The sequence below is a fragment of the Mucilaginibacter sp. P5_A4 genome (assembly GCF_056400605.1).
The window spans coordinates 72,820-92,885 of sequence record NZ_JBFUKX010000022.1 but is presented as its reverse complement, the minus strand read 5'-3'; the positions used below and the strand labels follow the sequence as shown (position 1 = coordinate 92,885).

Below are 20,066 nucleotides of genomic sequence, written 5' to 3'. Positions count from 1 at the left end.
GGATATCCTGGATATATCGCTATGCAATATTCCTTACATTCTGTTCAAACGCTAAAGGGTAAAAAGAAATGAGGCAGTATCTCTCTCTCAACATACCAATGGGTTGTTTGGGGCAAACTCTGCTCTCATTCCTCCTCACTTTATAATGCAAATTTATTTGCTTATATTATGACAACAAACATAGGAGGGGCAGACGGGCGTAGCCTCGTCGGGGTGAGTTGTTGCCGCCTTGCATTTTTGAAATTATTTGTATTTTTATCCATGTCATCCATCATAGAGCTTTGCCGGCTACTTCGACAGCAGGAAACGCCTGCCGAAAAAGTTTTATGGCAGCATCTTAGGAATAGACAACTAAACAACAAAAAGTTTTTGAGGCAATTTCCGATTTGTGTTCAGTCGACCATTAAAGGCGATACGTATTATATCCCTGATTTTTATTGCGCCGAACGGAAACTTGTAATAGAAGCCGATGGTCCCATCCACCTGTTAAAAAAAGAATACGACCAAAATCGTGATGAAGTAATGCAAACCCTGGGATTGACTATTTTGAGATTTAAAAACGACGAAATTATAAGCAATACGAAATCTGTATTGAATAAAATAAGGATGCACTTATAGCGCTGGCTTTGAACGCTGGCTACGACTCACCCCGGCTACGCTACGCTGGCCGACCCTCTCTCCGGCTGTGCCGCAAAGAGGGTGAAGCTCAATTTTTGTTTTATTGCCCCTCTATGCGACGCAGTCGGAGAGAGGGGTGACGGGCGCCGCCTCGTCGGGGTGAGTCAAGTCGCTGTTATGCGATATACGTCATTCCTCCTTGAGAGTTCCGTAAAATTTTACAACTACTGATCATAAGTTGGGGTTTACACAAACATCCGGTTGAACGCCGGCTACGACTCACCCGGCCGACGCTTCGCTGGGCCACCCTCTCTCCGGCTGCGCCGCAAAGAGGGTTGAGGAGTTTTTTTTTACCTTTTTTGCCCCCTCTATGCGCGAAGCGGAGAGAGGGGTGACGGGCGCAGCCTCGTCGGGGTGAGTCAACTCGCCGCTATGCGATATACCTCATTCGACCTGTATGTTGCAGACCTGCACGTGGGATGCCGATCCGACCAGTTGGCGGACGACATGACTTCGGTGTCTTTTTTAAAAGCGTTTTCCCCTAAGCCAAATGCTAATATCATACAATAGCCTGAAAAAATGTTATAGTAAATGATACTACCACAATGGTACATTTGTTTATACAGTTTTAAACCGCAATATAAATCTTAATAGAAATTTTGTTTAACGCATGAAAGTGTTACCCCTGCTCGATTTTACCATTATAGGTATTTACCTGATAGGGATGATACTGGTGGGCTTTTATTTTTCGCGAAAGAATAAAAATGCCAGGCAGTTTACCATGGCATCGGGTTTAATACCGGGCTGGGCTATTGGTCTGTCTATTTACGCCACCTTTTTAAGCAGCAATACTTTTTTGGGTGTACCCGGCAAAGCCTATGGTGGTAACTGGAACGCTTTTGTATTTAGCCTGAGCATGCCGCTTGCTGCATGGATTGCGGTTAAATATTTTGTACCATTTTATCGTAACACAGGCGAGGTATCGGCCTATACACATCTCGAAAAACGCTTTGGTCCCTGGGCGCGCACCTATGCTGTTATTTGTTTTTTACTTACGCAACTGGCCCGCATGGGCTCGGTATTTTTTGGTATCGCGTTAAGCCTGCAGGCACTTACCGGTGTATCAATGAAAATGATTATGCTGATAATGGGTGTCTCCATCATCATATACACCGTGTCGGGTGGCATAAAAGCAGTAATATGGACAGAAGTAGTGCAGGGTATCATTAAAACACTGGGCGCTGTGCTGATCATTTACTTGTTAGTAACCAATATCTCCGGTGGGTTTACAAAAATATTGGACATCGGCCTGGCCAGTCACAAATTTGATCTGGGCAGTTTTTCGCCCGACCTTACCCAGCCAACATTTTGGGTGATATTGTTTTATGGATTTTTTATCAACCTTAACAATTTTGGGATGGACCAGAACTATATACAGCGTTACCATGCAGCAAAATCAACCAGGCAGGCTGCAAAGTCGGTTTGGCTGTGTGTGGCGATATATGTACCTGCATCGTTCCTGTTTTTTGTAATAGGTTCCTGTTTATATGCTTACTACAGTCAGCACCCCGATCTTATTTTGAGCATTAAACACCAGGCAGCCATTGAACGCCTGCCGGCCACGGCTTCTGCAAGCCAGGTACGTAGTGTGATGGCCAAATTAACGCCTGCCGATTATGGCGATAAAATTATGCCTCACTTTATGGTAACCAAAATCCCTGCCGGGCTGGTTGGGGTTATTGTGGCGGCTATACTCTCGGCAGCCATGAGCACTATCAGCTCGGGCATGAATGCATCGGCTACCGTTTTTACGATTGATATCTATAAGCGATATTTTAAAACACAGCTAAATGATAAGCAAACGCTTAATATTTTACATATCGGTACTGTTGTTTTCGGGCTGGCGGGTATGGGAGCAGGTATAGCTATGATAGGCGTTAAAAGTATCCTGGATGTGTGGTGGCAACTATCGGGCATATTCGCGGCTGGTATGCTGGGCTTATTCCTGTTGGGCATCATCAGCAGGCAAACGCGTAACTATGAAGCAATTATAGCAACAATTATTGGGGTGCTGGTAATTATGTGGCTTACTTTCCCTGCTCTTATTCCAGATCAGTATGCATCGCTCCGCAGTACTTTAAATACCAACCTCATCATCGTAGTGGGTACACTCACTATTTTCCTCACCGGTATATTTTTAACAAAAACAGGGTGGTTTACAGCGAAAAATAAATTAAACACAACACAAACATCAAAATGGAACAGGCTAAAAAAGGTTTTATCCCAGTAATGTTAACTCCCTTTAAAAACAATGGAGCTATTGATTATGATGTACTTACCCAGCTTACAGAAATGTATCTGCAGGCAGGGGCCACCGGGGTATTTGCCAATTGCTTATCCAGCGAAATGTTTGAACTTAAGGATGAGGAGCGGTTGCAGATTATAAAACATGTTATAAAAATTGTCAATGGCGCGGTACCCGTTGTAGCCACGGGTACGTTTGGCGGTCCGGTTGCCCAACAAGCCGATTTTGTAAAAAAAGTGCACGATACAGGTACTTCGGCTGTAATTGTAATTACCAGCTTACTGGCAGATGCCGATGAGTCGGATGCGGTATTTAATTACCAGTTATTTAAGTTGTTAGATCAAACAGCTAACATCCCCTTAGGTTTTTATGAATGCCCGGTACCTTACAAAAGGTTATTATCGCCCCGGCAACTTGCCGATTTTGTGGCTACCGGCCGGGTGATTTACCATAAAGATACCTGCCTAAATATCGACGAGGTGCAGCAAAAATTAGAGGCCGGTAAAATTAACCCCGGTTTTGGTTTGTACGATGCTTATATGGGGCATGCGGTTGCATCTTTAAAAACGGGCTCGGCAGGATTGTCCTGCATTCAGGGTAATTTTTTCCCTGAGCTTATTGTATGGTTATGCAATAATTATGCTGATGAATCCCTACAGTATGAAGTGGATGCCGTACAGCAGTTTTTGATTGAAAACATGGATGTGATGCATAATGTATATCCCGTAGTGGCCAAATACTGCTTAACCAAACGGGGATTAAAAATTTCGACCAAAACAAGGCGAGATGTTGGCTATTTTTCACCGGCCATCCGCATCCAGATTGAGGATCTGTACAGCAATTACACCCACCTGCAAAACGAGGTTGGCATAAAAATTTATTAACTGGCGGCTTTTTGCCCTTTAATGTACCGCCTTTTGTACTCAAGCGGGGTCATGTTGGTTACCCTTTTAAAATGGCGGTAAAAGTTTGATATGTTATTATAACCACACTCAAAGCACAGCACTTCGGTAGGCAGCTTATCCTCAATTAAAAACCGGCAGGCATGGCTGATCCTGATTTCGGTTAAAAAATCAAAATAGGTTTTTTTGGTCATCAGCTTAAAATACCTGCAAAACGAGGTAACACTGAGGTTGCCAATGGCTGCTATCTTTTCAAGACTTATTTCGGTTTTATAATTAGCCAGGGTATAGGAGCAAACCTTATTAAGGCGAATGGTATCCGATTCGTTCGACTGATGAAACTCGTTGTGCGATAATATGATCGGCTCAAAGTCGTCGTTTTCTGTCAGTATTTTTAAAATAGACAGCAGAACAATAATCCTGTCGAGATTGGTTGCATTTACCGCCTGCCACATCAAATTAGCCAATCGTGTTTTTGCCTCACCCTTAATAACCATCCCGCTTTTGGCCTTTTCAAAAAGTTTTGGCAGCATATAAGCTTCAGGTAAGTTCAACAGGTATTTGCCCAGGCAATCCGGCAAAAAATGAATAACTATCACTTCCACATTCAGGCCCGAATCCGGCAAAAAGTATTCATCCTTGCAGCGCCAGCAATGCGGCAGCGCTTCGCCAAGTAAAGTTATTTCGCCGGGCGAAAAATTGCTGATATTATCACCAATAAAACGCACACCTTCGCCCTTAATTACATAGTGAAGCTCCAGTTCGGGATGATAATGCCATATGCCCCTAAAGGTTGGTAAAATATCATGCCTGATGCTAAAAGAGTTCTGTGGTTTTACAGCAACCTTAAGGAAATGAGGCTTCATTTTTAAAAAATCAATAAACTGTTAATAAAATTAGCAGTTTAAACACTGCTTGCTAATTGGCTTACAATTTTTAAAATTATAAATTTTTAAGCAAACATTGATTATAAAAAGGTAACATTCTTTTGACAGAACCAGGATGTACAGGAAAAACAGTGTTATGATAGGATCGTACAATAAATTGATAAATACAGGTAGAAATGGCACTACCTAATATTTGATATTTGTTAAAGCATCCTGTAATACCAGGTGCGGTTACCAATTATATAAACCAACATAGTTAAATATCAATATTGTTTTTTAAGTTAAAGTATTGATGATTATTATGTGTCAGTTTAATTGTGATATGTGCAAATAAATTGTGATAAAAACTACAATATAAAGTTAATTTGTTGATTTACAGATTATTGTTATTTTATTAAAATATATAAATATAACTTACCTTAAAGTTAAGATTATGAGAATAAAGAAATGTTTAATACTGCTGGCGCTCCTCTCCGTAGGGTGTATAAGCACATTTGCCCAGGCCCCTTCAGTAAATACCAACAACGATAATTATACACAGGTAATTACAAAGCGCTCCGGTAAAATTGTTGATGTGTTAAATATTACCGATTCGGTAAAGTATAAAAAGGTTCGTGATATTATCGCAGATCAGTATCATGCACTTAATGATATATATAACACACGCAGCGCCCAAAGCAAGCAGATAAAGGAACAAGCCGGTGATGATAAAGCGGCGGCCAAAGCTAAAATAGCCGACGTGGACAGTAACGTTACCAGGCAACTGAAAGCACAGCATACAAAGTATATTTCAAAATTAGGCAGGGAACTAAACCCCAACCAGGTTGATAAAGTTAAGGATGGCATGACCTACAGGGTATACCCTATAACTTACACCGCTTACCTGGATGAATTGCCCACGCTCACCACTGTGCAAAAGGATAAAATTAAAGGCTGGCTGTTAGAGGCCCGCGAAAACGCGATGGATGCCGAATCGTCGGAAAAAAAGCATGCCTGGTTTGGAAAATTTAAAGGCCGCATCAATAACTACCTGTCGGCACAAGGCTATGATATGAAAAAAGCAGGGGAGGAATGGCAGCAAAGAATTAAGGAAAGGGCAGCAGCCAAACAATAATTTAAACGAAGCACCGGGCCGGTAACGTGAGAAGTATTACCCGGGAAGTAAACTATACCAATTAATTAAATCATGAAACTAAATTAAACCTTTATGAGAAGAGTTTTTTACTTATTTTTTGCACTGCTCCTGATTAGCAGTACGCTAAAGGCCCAGAACCGGACCATAACGGGCATGGTGACCGACGAAAATGGTCTGCCCCTGCCTGGCGCTACCATTACGGTAAAGGGAAGCACCACAGGCAGTGTAACTGGTACCGATGGCAAGTACGCCATTAAGGCCACAAATTTGCAAACGGTTGTGATCGGTGCAAAATTTATAGGCTACAACTACCAGGAAAAAGCCTTGAGGGAGGGCGAAATGAATGCCGATTTTAAACTGGTTCCATCGCAAAGCAGCCTCGACGAAGTGGTTGTAGTGGGTTATGGTACACAAAAGAAAACTCATCTTACGGGTGCAATTGCAAGCGTGGAAATGAAAAACATACAGGATATACCAACAACCAACCTCGCTGCAGCCTTGCGGGGGCAGCTGCCCAACGTTTCTGTATCCGGCGGCACTGCCAGGCCAGGCGAAAACGCTACAATACAGATTCGTAATCCTGTGTTTTTTGCAAAAGATGGTAAAACCGATCCTTTATTTATCATAGATGACAATCAAAGAACACTTAATGATTTTAACCTGCTTGATGCAAGCGAGGTTGAAAGCATTTCGATATTAAAGGATGCCGCCGCAGCAATATATGGGATTTTGGGTGCAAACGGTGTTGTTATTGTTAAAACGAAACGTGGCCAGGTGGGCGCCCCTAAGGTAACCTACAGCGGATCGTACGGTATATCTGATGCAGTTGAATTGCCGCATATGATGACTGGTTTACAACAGGCAACCTATCTTAATGATTATACGCAAACCAAAAACAACTATACCTTATCGCCTACAGGTGTTATAGGAACCGGTACAACAAAAGATGTCGCTTACTACAGCCCGGATGAATTAGACTATTTTGCCAATAACAGTTCGGATCATTTAAGAGAAGCCTGGCAATCATCATACATTATGCGCCATGCTTTAACAGTTAGCGGAGGTAATGATAAGGCAACTTATTTTGCAGGAGGTACTTACACGCAGCAAAATTCAAACTTTAAAGGGGCCAGCACCAACAAATTTACATTCAGGGCCAGTGCTGATGCCAAAGTTGCAAGTGGCTTAAAAGTTGGTTTATCAATTAGCGGCGACACTTATTACAGCAAAAGGTATTATTTTAAACAGGGATCAGAAAGCCTGGACAACGATTTTAAATCCTTGCTGTCAATTCCGCAGTTTCAGCCGATGTATTACAACGGCTTACCGGTGCTGCAGGCCTCAAATACAGGATCGTTTCAAGGGGCGAATTTCTTCGAGATACAAAAGTTAAATAACTACACATCTCAAAACACAACCATGTTAAATGTTTTGGCCAATGCCGAATATGAAATTCCTTTTATAAAAGGCCTGAAAGCTAACGTAAGCTACAATCGTAATATCAACAACGATTTTAGCAAACAATACGGTACCAGGTATAACATGTACTCATTCACCAACCTGGGTGAAAATAAGCATATAGTAGGTGGAGATGTTCAAAGTGTAATTTCGGCCAAAAATGGTGATATCGTACGTTTTACCCCCGGTATTACCAATGTGTACCAGGTAAATGGTAATTTAACTTACGCTGCCCGCTTTGGCAAACATGATTTATCGGCCATTGCTTTATTTGAGCAAAAGCACGATTCGGGCGAAAGCTTACAGGCCTATCGTGAAGGTACCCTCGTAGGCGGTTTTGATAATATGCAGTTTGCAACCGGCGCCCAAAGCACCGATCAGGCAAATGGCAGGGTGCTGCAGTTTGGCCGCCTGGCTTATGCCGGCCGTGTAAATTACGCCTACGCTGATAAATACCTGGTTGAACTTTCCATCCGTGCCGATGCTAACAACAACTTTGCGCCGGGCCATCAATGGGGATATTTTCCATCCGGTTCATTAGGCTGGGTAATGTCAGAGGAAGGATTCTTTAAAAATAATATCAGGTTTGTTAATTTCTTTAAAATCAGGGGATCTGTTGGTTTATTAGGTAACGATAGTTCAAAACCTTTCCTGTACCAGGAGAATTATAAATTAGAAACAGGCAAAGGTGCCGTATTTGGCGGAAATAACGACAGAGGCTTAACCTATGCGCCAAATATTGTAATTGCCAATGCCAATACAACATGGGATAGCAACCTAAGCACCAATTTCGGTATTGATGCCCAATTTTTAGAAAACCGCTTATCATTAACTGCTGATGGATATTATTCGCACAGGTATAACATGTTATCGGCTTTAACATCGTCAGTTTCGGTACTGATTGGTGCTGCGCCGCCTACAGAAAACTTTGCATCGGTTAACACATTTGGTTATGAAATTTCATTGAGCTGGAAAGACAGGATAGGAAAAGATTTTAGTTACAACTTTAGCCCGTTTTTATCATGGTTTGATGATAAAAACCTGAGAGTTGACCAGCCGCTTGGCAATGTGGGTACTTACCTTGATGCAACAGGGCGCCCGAGTGATAAGGGTGTATTTGGTTACCATTACCAGGGTATGATCAGGACACAGGAACAGGCTGATGCTGTAAAAGCACAGATGGCTGCTGCAGCTGGTATTTCGCCGGATGCTGTACGGATCAACGGCCTGGTGCCGGCGCCGGGAATGTTGTACTATCAGGATGTACGCGGTCCTAAAGATGCCACTGGCCAGTACACAGCTCCTAATGGTAAAATAGGCGAAGAAGACCAGGATTACCTTACCAATAAGTCAAGCAACCACTACGGCCTGGGGCTGAATTTTGGTGGTGGTTATAAAGGCATAAGTCTTAATGTAACTATGGGTATGTCGTTTGGCGGGCAAAGCCTGGTTGAAGGCGATGCAAGAGCCTTATCAAAAGCTACCGATAACCGGCCGGAGTTTTGGTCGGACCACTGGACTCCTACCAATACAAACGCAGCGTATCCTGCGCCTTATTACGCAGATTCATATACTTTAACATCTTCATTTTGGTTTAGGAGTTCGTACACATTTAAAATAACTAATATAAACCTGTCATACACGTTCCCTTCATCACTTACAAAAAAGATGGGCATAGGAAGCATAAAAGCATTCGCGGTGGCAACCAATCCGTTTAATTTTTATAACCCCTTCACCTATAGGGATAACGCCACTTCATACAATGTCTACCCCACGCTCAAAACGGTGTCTTTTGGTTTAAATGTTGGTTTTTAATTATTAAAGCAAATGAAAATTCATAAAATATTATTACCGGTGATATGTTTAGCAACGGTAATTACAAGCTGCAAAAAAGTACTTAACAATGTTGACCAGGGCAATGCTGTGGCAAACCAGATCTTCAATGATTCAACTTTGGCGGTATTAAACCTTAATTACATATACAATTCAAACCTGCCCGATTGGGCTGGTGTTACCGGCGGTGCTATAGGCAACCCAAATTCGTTATCAGAGGAATCTTATTCGGATACCAAATTTTTCAGGGGAACATTAACTGCCGAAGATGTGGGAGATATTGCAACATCTGTTAACATAACCAATAATTATGGTAAGATCCGTTTTATCAACACCTTTATCAGGGATGTAAACGCCGGAACGCTGCCATTAGGCACTAAAAACAGGTTGGTAGCGCAGGCTTTATTTTTACGCGCTTTCCGTTATTTCGATCTGGTACGTTTATATGGCGGTGTGCCATTGGTATTAACCCCATTGCAGGCTGTTGGCCAGGAAGCAAAAGATGCTGCCTTACTGCCGCGTAATAAAACATCGGAGTGTATTAAACAAATCAGCGCCGACCTGGATAGCTGTATTAAATATTTACCTGCAAAGTGGAACGGTTCAGATTGGGGGCGCATAACAGCGGGTGCAGCTGCAGCTTTCAAAGGCCGCGTATTGTTAACGTGGGCAAGCCCTCAGTTTGTAACCGCCGGGGCCAGCGATCAAAACAACCCGGCAAGCCTGCCCGAAAGATGGGAGGCCGCTTATGCGGCAAATACCCAGGCTATAACGTTACTGCAGGCGGGTGCTTTTGGCTTAAACTCATCGTATGAAAATATGTGGTTTACCGAAGTTAACAACCCGGAGGCAGTTATGGTTACAGGGTATAACAACTTTACTACCGACACCAAAAAAAGCAATGGTTACGATAATGCTACAAGACCATCATATTTAGGTACCGGCGGCGGCAGTAACCAGCCCACCTGGGAAATGGTAAAAGCATACCCGATGAAAGATGGTAAACTGCCTGCTGAATCGAAATACACTTACAGCGATCAAACTTATTACCAAAACCGTGATCCCCGCTTTGATAAAACTATAGCCTACAACGGATGTACATGGTATATCATCAATAATTTGAATTACAGGTTATGGACATATTTTTACAATCCCAGCCTTAACAAGCCAACTACTTTTAGTACAGTGGAACCAAAGGCGTCATCAACCGGTTTTTATTGCCGTAAAGCTATTGATCCCGCAACGCTGCAAAGTAACGTGCAGTATGAAGGTACAGATTGGATGGAGATCCGCTACGCAGAAGTACTGTTAAACCAGGCCGAATGCGCAGCTGCTACCAACAGGATTTCAGAAGCTTACGACCTTTTAGTACAAATACGCAAAAGAGCCGGAGTAGAGGCCGGAGCAGATAACTTGTATGGCTTAAAAACAGGTATGGGCCAGGTTGAAATGATTAATGCAATTATGTTTGAGCGCCAGATAGAATTTGCATTTGAAGGTAAGCGTTTCTGGGATCTGCGCAGGAGGAAGCTGTTTGCCAATACCTTAAATGGCAAAACAAGAACCGGGATTCAATGGAACGTTAATTCGGCAACTGCACCTACAAGTCTTAGTGTTTCGCCGTTTGCTGGCAGGGATGGTTTAACCGCCGATCAGGCATATCAATACTTTACGCTTAACACCAAAAAGCTTGATAATGGCTACACCATTGCCTGGAAAGATGAATACTATTTCTTTGGTATTCCAACTTCATCAATTACCAATAACCCTAAACTGCAGCAAAATGTTGGATGGGGCGGAACATTCGACCCATTATTATAATTAAACATAAAGTGATAGCATTGCTGTCACCGTATAAACTAAAGGAATAATATCTACTTACATATGAAAAAGCACACAGCTATATTTATAATAGCAGCAGCATTGGGATTTGTTAAACCGGCTTTTGCACAATATCCGGAGGTACCCCAAAAGGTAAAAGATGAGAGTGAAGCATTGATGAAAGAGGCTACCCGCCGTTCAGATTCTGCATGGCAGGTTGCGCTTCCTATAATTAAGGCTGATCAAAGACGCGGTAAAGTGTATGTGCCCTGGGCAGGCAGGCCATCAGATCTGCCGCAGGCAAAGCTGGCGGCTTTCCCCGGTGCCGAGGGCGGTGGTAAATTTACTTTTGGCGGCCGTGGCGGTAAGGTATATGTAGTAACAAGCCTTGCTGATAGCGGTCCGGGTACCTTACGTGATGCCTGCGAAAAAGGCGGCGCACGCATAGTAGTATTTAATGTTGCCGGTATTATTCGTATTAAAACGCCCATTATAGTAAGGGCGCCATACATCACCATTGAAGGGCAAACTGCACCGGGCGACGGTGTTTGTATTGCCGGCGAATCATTCTGGGTAAATACGCATGATGTAATTATCCGTTATATGCGTTTCCGTCGTGGCGAAACAAATGTTGGCCGCAGGGACGATGCCCTGGGCGGTAACCCGGTTGGGAATATCATTGTTGATCACGTATCGGCAAGCTGGGGTTTAGATGAGAATTTTTCGATGTACAGGCACATGTTCGATCCGGGCGACGGTTCAAAGGAAGAGAAGCTCGGAACAGTTAATATAACTATCCAAAACTGTATCTATTCCGAATCGCTTGATTATTGGAACCATGCTTTCGGCAGCACCACAGGCGGCGAAAACAGTTTGCTGATTCGTAACCTTTGGGCCGATAATACCGGACGTAACCCATCGGTAGGCTGGAATGGTGTTTACAATTTTGTAAACAACGTGGTATTTAACTGGCACCACCGTTCGATGGATGGCGGCGATTATACAACAAACTATAATGTGATCAACAATTATTTCAAACCTGGTCCGGTAACGCCAAAAAATGAGCCTGTAGGCCACAGGATCCTGAAACCTGAATCGGGCAGGAGCAAATTGAAAGAAAAGTTTTTTGGTCGTGTATACGCCGTTGGTAATATTATGGAAGGATATCCCGAAATTACCAAAGACCCGTGGAAAGGCGGTATCCAGGTTGAGGGAGCCGGAGGCAAAGAATTGCCTGATGCGGGCGAGTATACCGATTACATGCGCTCAAACACGCCGTTCCCTATGCCGCCCTTAACCATTATGTCGGCTACAGATGCTTATAAATTTGTTATTGCCAATGCAGGCGCAACACTGCCAAAACGCGATGCGGTTGATGTACGTATTACAGAGCAGGCGCGTACCGGAAAAATCGTTTATAAGGAAATGCAAACCGACACGGCATACCAGTTTAAGGTTCGTAAATTACCTAAAGACTCATATAAACTGGGTATCATCACGGCACCATGGCAGGTAGGCGGATATCCTGACTATAAAGGTACGCCTTTTAAAGATTCGGATAATGATGGCTTGCCAAATGATTGGGAAACAAAACATGGCTTAAATCCTAAAGATGGTAATGATTCGGCCCTGCCTGCTAAAAATGGCGGTGGCTATACCAATATCGAAGTATATTTAAATACCGTAGCGATGAAAGGCGAAAAGAAGTTAGCTACATTGAAATAATTATAACAGTACTAATGTCAGGATTTGGGTTCAATAGGTTTATTTATATGTTGGTGGGGAGCATGCTTTTGCATGCTCCTTTGTTTGCTCAAAAAAAGAAGCAGGATAAACCACAGTCGCCTGTTGCTGCTGATAAAAACGGAAAGCTGATTTATGCCGTTGCCGCCAATGGCGACCGCATTCCTGATTACTCTTATTGCGGGTATATGGCGTCAGAACAGGTAATTCCTGTTACTCCGGTACGGGTTGTAGTTCCGTTAAAGCCGGGAGATGCCACTTTGAGGATCCAGGCCGCATTGGATTATGTGGCAGGATTGCCTGCCGGTAAGGATGGTATTCGCGGCGCTGTATTGCTTAATAAGGGGATATACGAGCTTAATGGCAGCCTTAAAATAAATGCCACGGGTGTAATATTACGCGGAAGTGGCATGGGGTCAAACGGAACCATATTAGTGGCTGCCGGAACAGACCGGGAGACTTTTATCCACGTTTCGGGTAAAAACGACAGGCAAACCGAAAAAGAGATTAAAATTACAGATGCTTATGTGCCTGTGAATGCTAATACATTACACATTGCTGCGGGCGCTGATATAAAAACCGGTGATATGGTTAGGGTGCACAGGCCCAGCACCCAGGCCTGGATCAATACCATCAAAACAGATCATTTTGGCGGTGGCCTTACCGCGTTAGCCTGGAAACCCGGCGAACGCGATATTTACTGGGACCGAAAGATAAGCGCCGTTGATGGCAACACTATTACCCTTGATGCACCGCTTACCACTGCTTTAGATACTGCCTATGGCGGCGGCCTTATAGCAACCTATAAATGGCCGGGCAGAATAGCACAGGTGGGTATCGAAAATTTAAAACTGCGGTCGGCTTATGAAGCATCAAACCCAAAGGACGAAGCGCACCGCTGGATGGCCATCACCATGGAAAATGTTACCGATGCCTGGGTAAGCCAGGTAACCTTTGAGCATTTTGCGGGTTCGGCGGTGTTTATTGCACCTACAGGTAATCGTATTACAGTTGAAGATTGCAGATCACTTGCCCCGGTATCAGAAATAGGAGGGCAACGCCGTAATATCTTTTTAACCCTGGGCGGGCAAACCTTGTTCCAGCGTTTATATTCAGAACAGGGGTATCATGATTTCGCTACGGGATATTGCGCCCCCGGTCCAAATGCCTTTGTACAATGCATTTCAATGCAGCCTTACAGTTTTAGCGGGTCAATTGATAGCTGGGCATCAGGTATTTTGTTTGATGTAGTAAATATTGACGCGCAGGCACTAAGTTATATGAACCGAGGCCAGGATGGGCAGGGAGCCGGATGGAGTGCAGCCAACAGCTTATTCTGGAACTGTACCGCTGCCCGTGTGGATTGTTACCAGCCGCCAACAGCGCAAAATTGGGCTTTTGGCACCTGGGCACAATTTGCCGGCGATGGCTATTGGGAAGAATCCAATAGTACCATCAATCCGCGCAGCTTTTATTATGCGCAGCTGGCAAACCGGTTAAATAAAGATGTAAGTAAACAAGCGGATATTTTATATGCTGCAACAGAGCCGTCGAGCAGCCCCACTGTTGAGCAGGCTGCCGCGCTAATGGCTGCTGCCAGGAAACCGGCAATAACCATAAGCGACTGGATAAACCAGGCCTCCCAAAGAAACCCGATAAACATTTCATCCGCAGGGATAAAAACAATCGACCAAATAGGATATAAGCCAACCGGCACTAATGCTGCAGCTCCAAAAATGAGTGTTGAAAATGGCTGGCTGGTACGCGGCAATACTGTGCTTGCCGGCAAACATGCTCAAACTCCCTGGTGGAGCGGCACTGTTCACCCTGATTATACCGAAAAAGAGGCCAAACCCGCCATTACCCGCTGGGTACCCGGCCAAACGGGAACCGGGCTTACTGATGACCTGGATGAAGTGAGCAACAGGATGCTTAAAGATAACATTGTAGCCTTTGAGCACAATTACGGTTTATGGTATGATCGCCGCCGGGATGATCATGAACGCATCCGCCGGATGGATGGCGATGTGTGGGCGCCATTTTATGAACTGCCTTTTGCCCGCAGCGGTAAAGAGTTAGCCTACGATGGCTTAAGCAAATACGATCTCACCAAATACAACACTTGGTACTGGAGCCGTTTAAAACAGTTTGCCGACATGGCCGATCAGAAGGGCCTGGTACTGGTTCACCAAAACTATTTTCAGCATAACATTATCGAGGCGGGCGCGCATTATACCGATTTTCCGTGGCGTACCGCCAACAACATCAATAGCAGTGGCTTCCCCGAACCGGTACCTTACGCAGGAGATAAACGCCAGTTTATGGCCGAGCAGTTTTATGATGAAACTAACCCTGTGAGGCGTAAACTTCACCAGGCTTATATTAATAAATGCATGGATAATTTTGCGGGCAATAACGGTGTAATTCAATTTATGGGGGAAGAATTCACCGGCCCGCTTCATTTTATGCAATTTTGGGTAGAAACCATAAAACAATGGGAAACTACCCATAAAAAGAAAGAAATTATTGGCCTTAGCGCCACAAAGGATGTACAGGATGCTATCCTGTCCGATCCTTCAAAAGCACCGGTTATCAACGTGATCGACATTCGTTACTGGTATTACCAGGCCAATGGCGCTGCATATGAACCTATCGGCGGCCAAAGCCTTGCGCCACGCCAGCAGGCACGTATTTTAAAACCCAAAGCAACATCTTTTGAGCAGGTTTACCGTGCGGTGCATGAATATCGCACCAAATACCCCGGTAAGGCTGTGCTGTTTTCTGCCGATGGCTATGACCGTTTTGGCTGGGCTGTATTTATAGCCGGTGGCTCATTGCCGGTATTACCTGCCGGTACAGATAAACAATTTTTAACTGCGGCAAGCAGCATGAAGCCTGTTGAAATGCCAGGCGCGCCAAAAGATCAATGGGCATTAAGCTCGGCCAAAGGGTACATTGTTTACAATAGTATTGATAAGGCTGTTCGTTTGGATCTGCCCGCCAATACCAGTTATAAAGCGCGATGGATAGATCCCCAAACCGGTCAAATTTTGCCCGGCGACCAGCAGGTAAAAGGAGTTAACGGTGCCGAAATAAAGAACCCGAACGCCGGGACTGCCATTTTATGGCTGATCAGTAACTAAATAATTATGTTTAAAAAGGTTGTTTTAATAGGTATCCTCTCTTGTTTGCTTTTCTCGTTCAAAAGCAATGAAACGGCTATGCCGGTTTTAAAAATAGCTGCAAACCACCGGTACTTTACAGCAGGCGGCAAGCCTTTTTTTTGGCTGGGCGATACCGGTTGGCTCCTGTTTTCGAAAATGAACAGGGAAGAGGCAGCACAATACCTGGATACCCGGAGCAAGCAAGGCTTTAACGTGATACAGGTTATGGTGGTGCATGGCATCAAAGAAACAAACGCCTATGGCGACTCGGCCTTAAGTAATAAAAATATTGCTCAGCCTAAAGTAACTCCCGGCAATACTTTCAGCAAAGGGGGTGAATACGATTATTGGGATCATATTGATTGGATAATTAGCAAAGCAGCCGAAAAAGGACTTTACATTGCCTTGGTGCCTGTATGGGGATCGGTAGTAAAAGAAGATCATATCGGCGCAGCTAAAGCCAAAATTTATGCTGAATTTTTAGCTAGAAGATACCGCGACCGTTCAAACATCATCTGGATGAACGGTGGGGATATAGCCGGTAACGACTCACTGAAAACATGGAACGCCATTGGTAATACACTGCATGACCTTGATACAGCACACCTCATTACCTACCACCCCCGCGGGCGTACACAATCATCTACCTGGTTTCATGAGCAGCCCTGGTTAAGTTTTAATTGTTTCCAGTCGGGTCATCGTACCTATGCCCAGGATACCTCAAAAAAAGACTTAAAGTATGGCGAGGATAACTGGAAATATGTGCAGGTTGACTATGCCAAAACGCCCATAAAACCTACGCTTGATGCCGAACCATCCTATGAGAAAATTCCCTATGGATTGCATGATCTCAAATTGCCAAGGTGGACGGATGCCGATGTAAGGCGATATGGTTACTGGTCGGTATTTGCAGGTAGCTGCGGTTATACCTATGGCCATAATGATGTAATGCAAATGCACAAGCCAACAGATAAAAACAGCGCTTATGGCTCAAAGGGATATTGGTACAAGTCGATAAATGATCCCGGCGCCAGGCAAATGATCTACTTAAAAAAACTAATGTTATCGCGGCCATATTTCGACAGGGTGCCCGATCAGTCACTTATTGCAGGCGCCCAGGGTGAAAAATATAACAGGCTTATAGCTACCCGGGGCGAAAGCTATGCATTTATTTATACCTACACAGGCAGGGAAATTAATGTGAATACCGGGCCACTAACAGGATCAAAGATAAAAGCCTCGTGGTTTAACCCGCGTAACGGACAAGTTACAGCAATAGGCACGTTTACCAAAGCAAAAACACTTAAATTCAATCCTCCCGGCCAAAAAACAAATGGCAATGATTGGGTGCTGATCATTGACGTTATATAAACCTGAGATAAAACATGAACCGATTAGTTAAATACGTAACGCTACTGTTTGCCCTTGTTATGATGATATCATGCAAGGCAACTAAAAGCGTGTACCTGTTCACCTCGTTTCATGAACCTGCTAATGAAGGACTCCGGTTTTTATACAGCTACGATGCCTGGCACTGGACAGACCTTAACCATGTATTTTTAAAACCGGATGCCGGCAAAGCGAAAATCATGCGCGATCCATCCATTACCCAGGGGCCGGATGGCGTTTACCACCTTGTATGGACAACCGGCTGGAAGGATGATAAGGGTATTGGCTATGCCAGCTCAACCGACCTGGTGCATTGGTCGGCACAGCAGCACATTAATGTGATGGAATACGAACCGACCGCTGTTAATGCCTGGGCGCCCGAATTGTTTTATGACGATGAAGCAAACCGGTTTATTATCGTATGGGCGTCAACAGTGCCCAACCGTTTCCCTAAAGGGCAGGAGGACGAGAACAATAACCACCGCCTGTATTATACCACAACCAGGGATTTTAAAGCGTTTACGCAAACCAAACTATTCCTCGATCCGGGCTTTAGTGTAATTGATGCCGAAATAGTAAAGCGGGCCAAAAACGATTATATCCTGGTAATGAAGGATAATACCCGGCCCAACCGCAATGTCCTGGTTACATTTAGTAACAACCCATTGGGGCCATATAGCAACTATACCAAACGCTTTACCGAAACGTACAGCGAAGGCCCATCTTTAACCAAAGCGGGTAACAACTGGCTTGTTTACTATGACTCATACAGGTTAAAAAGATATGGCGCTATGCGCACTACCGATTTTAAAACTTTTACTGATGTATCAGATAGTGTGAAAGTGCCCGAGGGGCATAAACACGGCACTATTTTTAAAGTGACAAAAAAACAACTGGATTTACTGCTAAAGGAAGCACAGTTGAAAAACGACAGAAGCTAACATGAACAAGATCATCAATATATTACTGTTTACATTAATTGCTTATACCGCGCAAGCGCAGGATACTGTACGCTACACCGGCAATACCCTGGTTAATGTTGATTATCATCATGGGCAGTTAGCTCCGGTAGTGGGGGTGCATAGTACGCAGATTTTGAGGGCCAACCGGGAACATCCCGAGCTGGCTGATGGTTTTGGCTTTACCTATAACCATGCGCCCATGCTGGCTTACTGGAACAAAACTTTTTATGTTGAGTATTTAAGTGATAAGGTAGGAGAGAGCGCGCCCCCCGGCCAAACATTGGTGATCACATCTGCCGACGGGCAAAACTGGTCGAAGCCAACATTGGTTTTTCCGCCTTACAAAATACCCGATGGTACTACAAAAGAGGGGCATCCTGGTGTGGCAAATAACCTGTATTCGGTAATGCACCAGCGTATGGGCTTTTATACTGCCAAATCAAAACGCTTGCTGGTACTGGGTTTTTATGGCATTTGTTTGGATGGGCACGATGATCCCAATGACGGGCAGGGGATTGGACGTGTGGTGCGCGAGGTTTTACCAAACGGGAAATACGGGCCTATCTGCTTTATTCATTACAACCCGAAATGGAACGAGAAAAACACAAGCTATCCCTTTTATAAAACCAGTAAAGATAAAGGCTTTGTACAGGCCTGCGATGAGTTGATGGCTAACCCCTTAATGATGATGCAGTGGGTGGAAGAAACCGATAAAAAAGATCCTTTAATACCGTTGCATAAAGATTATAAGGCTTTCAATTTTTATCACCTGCCCGATGGCCGGGTAGTAGGCTTATGGAAATATGCCCTGACAGCCATCAGCACCGATAATGGTAAAACCTGGCCTGCAAATGCTGCACGCGCGCCACGCTTTGTAAACAGCAATGCCAAAATTTGGGGGCAGCGCACATCTGATGGTAAATATGCAACCGTTTATAATCCTTCCGAATTCAGGTGGCCGCTGGCTGTTTCAGTTAGTGATGACGGGCTCAATTATAAAAATTTGTTGCTGGTTAACGGAGAAATTTCGGTCATGCGGTATGGCGGCGCCTATAAATCATACGGGCCGCAATATGTGCGCGGGATAGAAGAAGGCAACGGTACGCCGCCCGATGGTAAACTGTGGGTCACTTATAGCATGAATAAGGAGGACATCTGGGTATCATCAATACCCGTACCCCTAACCGAAATAGCCGGTGCACATGCCAATGAAGTATTTAATGAGATGCCCGCCGCTAAAGAGCTGGAACTGTGGGATACTTACAGCCCTCAATGGGCTCCTGTAACTATTGAAAAAGCCCCGGATGGCGAAAAAAGCCTTACCCTGAAGGATAGCGACCCTTTTGATTATGCCAAAGCGGAACGGGTAGTGCCTGTATCTAAAAAGTTAATGGCCGATTTTACCATCATCCCAGGGCAAAATAATACCGGGATGCTTGATATTGAGTTCCAGGACGAAAAGGGCAGTGCTGCCATCAGAGTCACACTTGATTCGGCGGGACAGTTCAGGACCAAGGTGGGATACCGTGATAAAAATATCATGAAGTATGAGGCAGGCAAACCTTATCATATCATCCTGAAGTTAAACATCAATACCCGTTTTTATACCATGAATGTAAACGGCAAGGATGTGCTTACTGCCTTGTTTTTTGCCCCGGTATTAAGCGTGAACCGTGTTGTCTTCCGCACAGGCGAGGTACGGCGTTTCCCTGATACAGACACACCAACGGATCAAAACTACGACCTGCCAAAAGCAGGCGAATCTGCTAAATCCGCGGTTTATTATATCAAATCATTTAAAACAGGCAATTATTAGGAATGGGTAGCAGAGCTATATTTTGCTGTTTGA

Annotated in this window: 12 protein-coding genes; 11 read left to right on the top strand and 1 reads right to left on the bottom strand. The window is 44.2% G+C overall.

Features of this window, described 5'->3' with window-relative positions; genetic code table 11:
* The first annotated feature begins 168 nt into the window (after positions 1-168).
* From AC1DQW_RS14975 to AC1DQW_RS14965, 3 genes are all read left to right on the top strand, one after another.
* Positions 169-618: an endonuclease domain-containing protein gene (locus AC1DQW_RS14975; protein WP_477454820.1), complete on the top strand. Its 450-nt coding sequence runs from the start codon at positions 169-171 to the stop codon at positions 616-618.
* Positions 619-1,288: 670 nt separating this feature from the next.
* On the top strand, positions 1,289-2,908 hold the full coding sequence (locus AC1DQW_RS14970; protein WP_477454819.1) for a sodium:solute symporter family protein: 1,620 nt from the start codon (positions 1,289-1,291) through the stop codon (positions 2,906-2,908).
* Complete coding sequence (locus AC1DQW_RS14965; RefSeq protein ID WP_477454818.1) at positions 2,875-3,807, top strand: dihydrodipicolinate synthase family protein; 933 nt, start codon at positions 2,875-2,877, stop codon at positions 3,805-3,807. The genes AC1DQW_RS14970 and AC1DQW_RS14965 overlap by 34 nt, the downstream gene beginning before the upstream one ends.
* Here AC1DQW_RS14965 and AC1DQW_RS14960 read toward each other — a convergent pair.
* The gene (locus tag AC1DQW_RS14960; protein ID WP_477414341.1) at positions 3,804-4,691 is read right to left on the bottom strand and encodes an AraC family transcriptional regulator; all 888 of its coding nucleotides are present in this window, start codon (positions 4,689-4,691) and stop codon (positions 3,804-3,806) included. The two genes, AC1DQW_RS14965 and AC1DQW_RS14960, sit on opposite strands and share 4 nt — an antisense overlap.
* A gap of 454 nt (positions 4,692-5,145) precedes the next feature.
* Between AC1DQW_RS14960 and AC1DQW_RS14955 the strand changes: the two genes are divergently transcribed.
* The 8 genes from AC1DQW_RS14955 (at position 5,146) to AC1DQW_RS14920 (ending at position 20,033) form a co-directional block, all read left to right on the top strand.
* Complete coding sequence (locus AC1DQW_RS14955; RefSeq protein ID WP_477454817.1) at positions 5,146-5,826, top strand: DUF3826 domain-containing protein; 681 nt, start codon at positions 5,146-5,148, stop codon at positions 5,824-5,826.
* A 93-nt stretch (positions 5,827-5,919) separates the two neighbouring features.
* Entirely contained in the window at positions 5,920-9,120 is a 3,201-nt protein-coding gene (locus AC1DQW_RS14950; protein WP_477454816.1) for a SusC/RagA family TonB-linked outer membrane protein, read from the top strand.
* A gap of 12 nt (positions 9,121-9,132) precedes the next feature.
* On the top strand, positions 9,133-10,959 hold the full coding sequence (locus AC1DQW_RS14945; RefSeq protein WP_477454815.1) for a RagB/SusD family nutrient uptake outer membrane protein: 1,827 nt from the start codon (positions 9,133-9,135) through the stop codon (positions 10,957-10,959).
* A gap of 63 nt (positions 10,960-11,022) precedes the next feature.
* On the top strand, positions 11,023-12,684 hold the full coding sequence (locus tag AC1DQW_RS14940) for a pectate lyase family protein (protein ID WP_477454814.1): 1,662 nt from the start codon (positions 11,023-11,025) through the stop codon (positions 12,682-12,684).
* Positions 12,685-12,698: 14 nt separating this feature from the next.
* Entirely contained in the window at positions 12,699-15,845 is a 3,147-nt protein-coding gene (locus tag AC1DQW_RS14935) for a DUF6298 domain-containing protein (RefSeq protein WP_477454813.1), read from the top strand.
* 6 nt (positions 15,846-15,851) lie between these two features.
* Positions 15,852-17,237, top strand: a complete 1,386-nt coding sequence (locus AC1DQW_RS14930; protein ID WP_477454812.1) for a glycoside hydrolase family 140 protein — start codon at positions 15,852-15,854, stop codon at positions 17,235-17,237.
* A gap of 14 nt (positions 17,238-17,251) precedes the next feature.
* On the top strand, positions 17,252-18,196 hold the full coding sequence (locus AC1DQW_RS14925; RefSeq protein ID WP_477454811.1) for a glycoside hydrolase family 43 protein: 945 nt from the start codon (positions 17,252-17,254) through the stop codon (positions 18,194-18,196).
* A 1-nt stretch (position 18,197) separates the two neighbouring features.
* On the top strand, positions 18,198-20,033 hold the full coding sequence (locus tag AC1DQW_RS14920; RefSeq protein WP_477454810.1) for a sialidase family protein: 1,836 nt from the start codon (positions 18,198-18,200) through the stop codon (positions 20,031-20,033).
* The last annotated feature ends 33 nt before the right edge of the window (positions 20,034-20,066 follow it).

What these genes read in the sequence shown, in the direction of transcription:
- AC1DQW_RS14960 (WP_477414341.1), bottom strand. Translation starts at nt 4,691, where the DNA reads ATGAAGCCTCATTTCCTTAAGGTTGCTGTAAAACCACAGAACTCTTTT.
- AC1DQW_RS14955 (WP_477454817.1), top strand. Translation starts at nt 5,146, where the DNA reads ATGAGAATAAAGAAATGTTTAATACTGCTGGCGCTCCTCTCCGTAGGG.
- AC1DQW_RS14945 (WP_477454815.1), top strand. Translation starts at nt 9,133, where the DNA reads ATGAAAATTCATAAAATATTATTACCGGTGATATGTTTAGCAACGGTA.
- AC1DQW_RS14940 (WP_477454814.1), top strand. Translation starts at nt 11,023, where the DNA reads ATGAAAAAGCACACAGCTATATTTATAATAGCAGCAGCATTGGGATTT.
- AC1DQW_RS14965 (WP_477454818.1), top strand. Translation starts at nt 2,875, where the DNA reads ATGGAACAGGCTAAAAAAGGTTTTATCCCAGTAATGTTAACTCCCTTT.
- AC1DQW_RS14935 (WP_477454813.1), top strand. Translation starts at nt 12,699, where the DNA reads ATGTCAGGATTTGGGTTCAATAGGTTTATTTATATGTTGGTGGGGAGC.
- AC1DQW_RS14970 (WP_477454819.1), top strand. Translation starts at nt 1,289, where the DNA reads ATGAAAGTGTTACCCCTGCTCGATTTTACCATTATAGGTATTTACCTG.
- AC1DQW_RS14930 (WP_477454812.1), top strand. Translation starts at nt 15,852, where the DNA reads ATGTTTAAAAAGGTTGTTTTAATAGGTATCCTCTCTTGTTTGCTTTTC.
- AC1DQW_RS14920 (WP_477454810.1), top strand. Translation starts at nt 18,198, where the DNA reads ATGAACAAGATCATCAATATATTACTGTTTACATTAATTGCTTATACC.
- AC1DQW_RS14975 (WP_477454820.1), top strand. Translation starts at nt 169, where the DNA reads ATGACAACAAACATAGGAGGGGCAGACGGGCGTAGCCTCGTCGGGGTG.
- AC1DQW_RS14925 (WP_477454811.1), top strand. Translation starts at nt 17,252, where the DNA reads ATGAACCGATTAGTTAAATACGTAACGCTACTGTTTGCCCTTGTTATG.
- AC1DQW_RS14950 (WP_477454816.1), top strand. Translation starts at nt 5,920, where the DNA reads ATGAGAAGAGTTTTTTACTTATTTTTTGCACTGCTCCTGATTAGCAGT.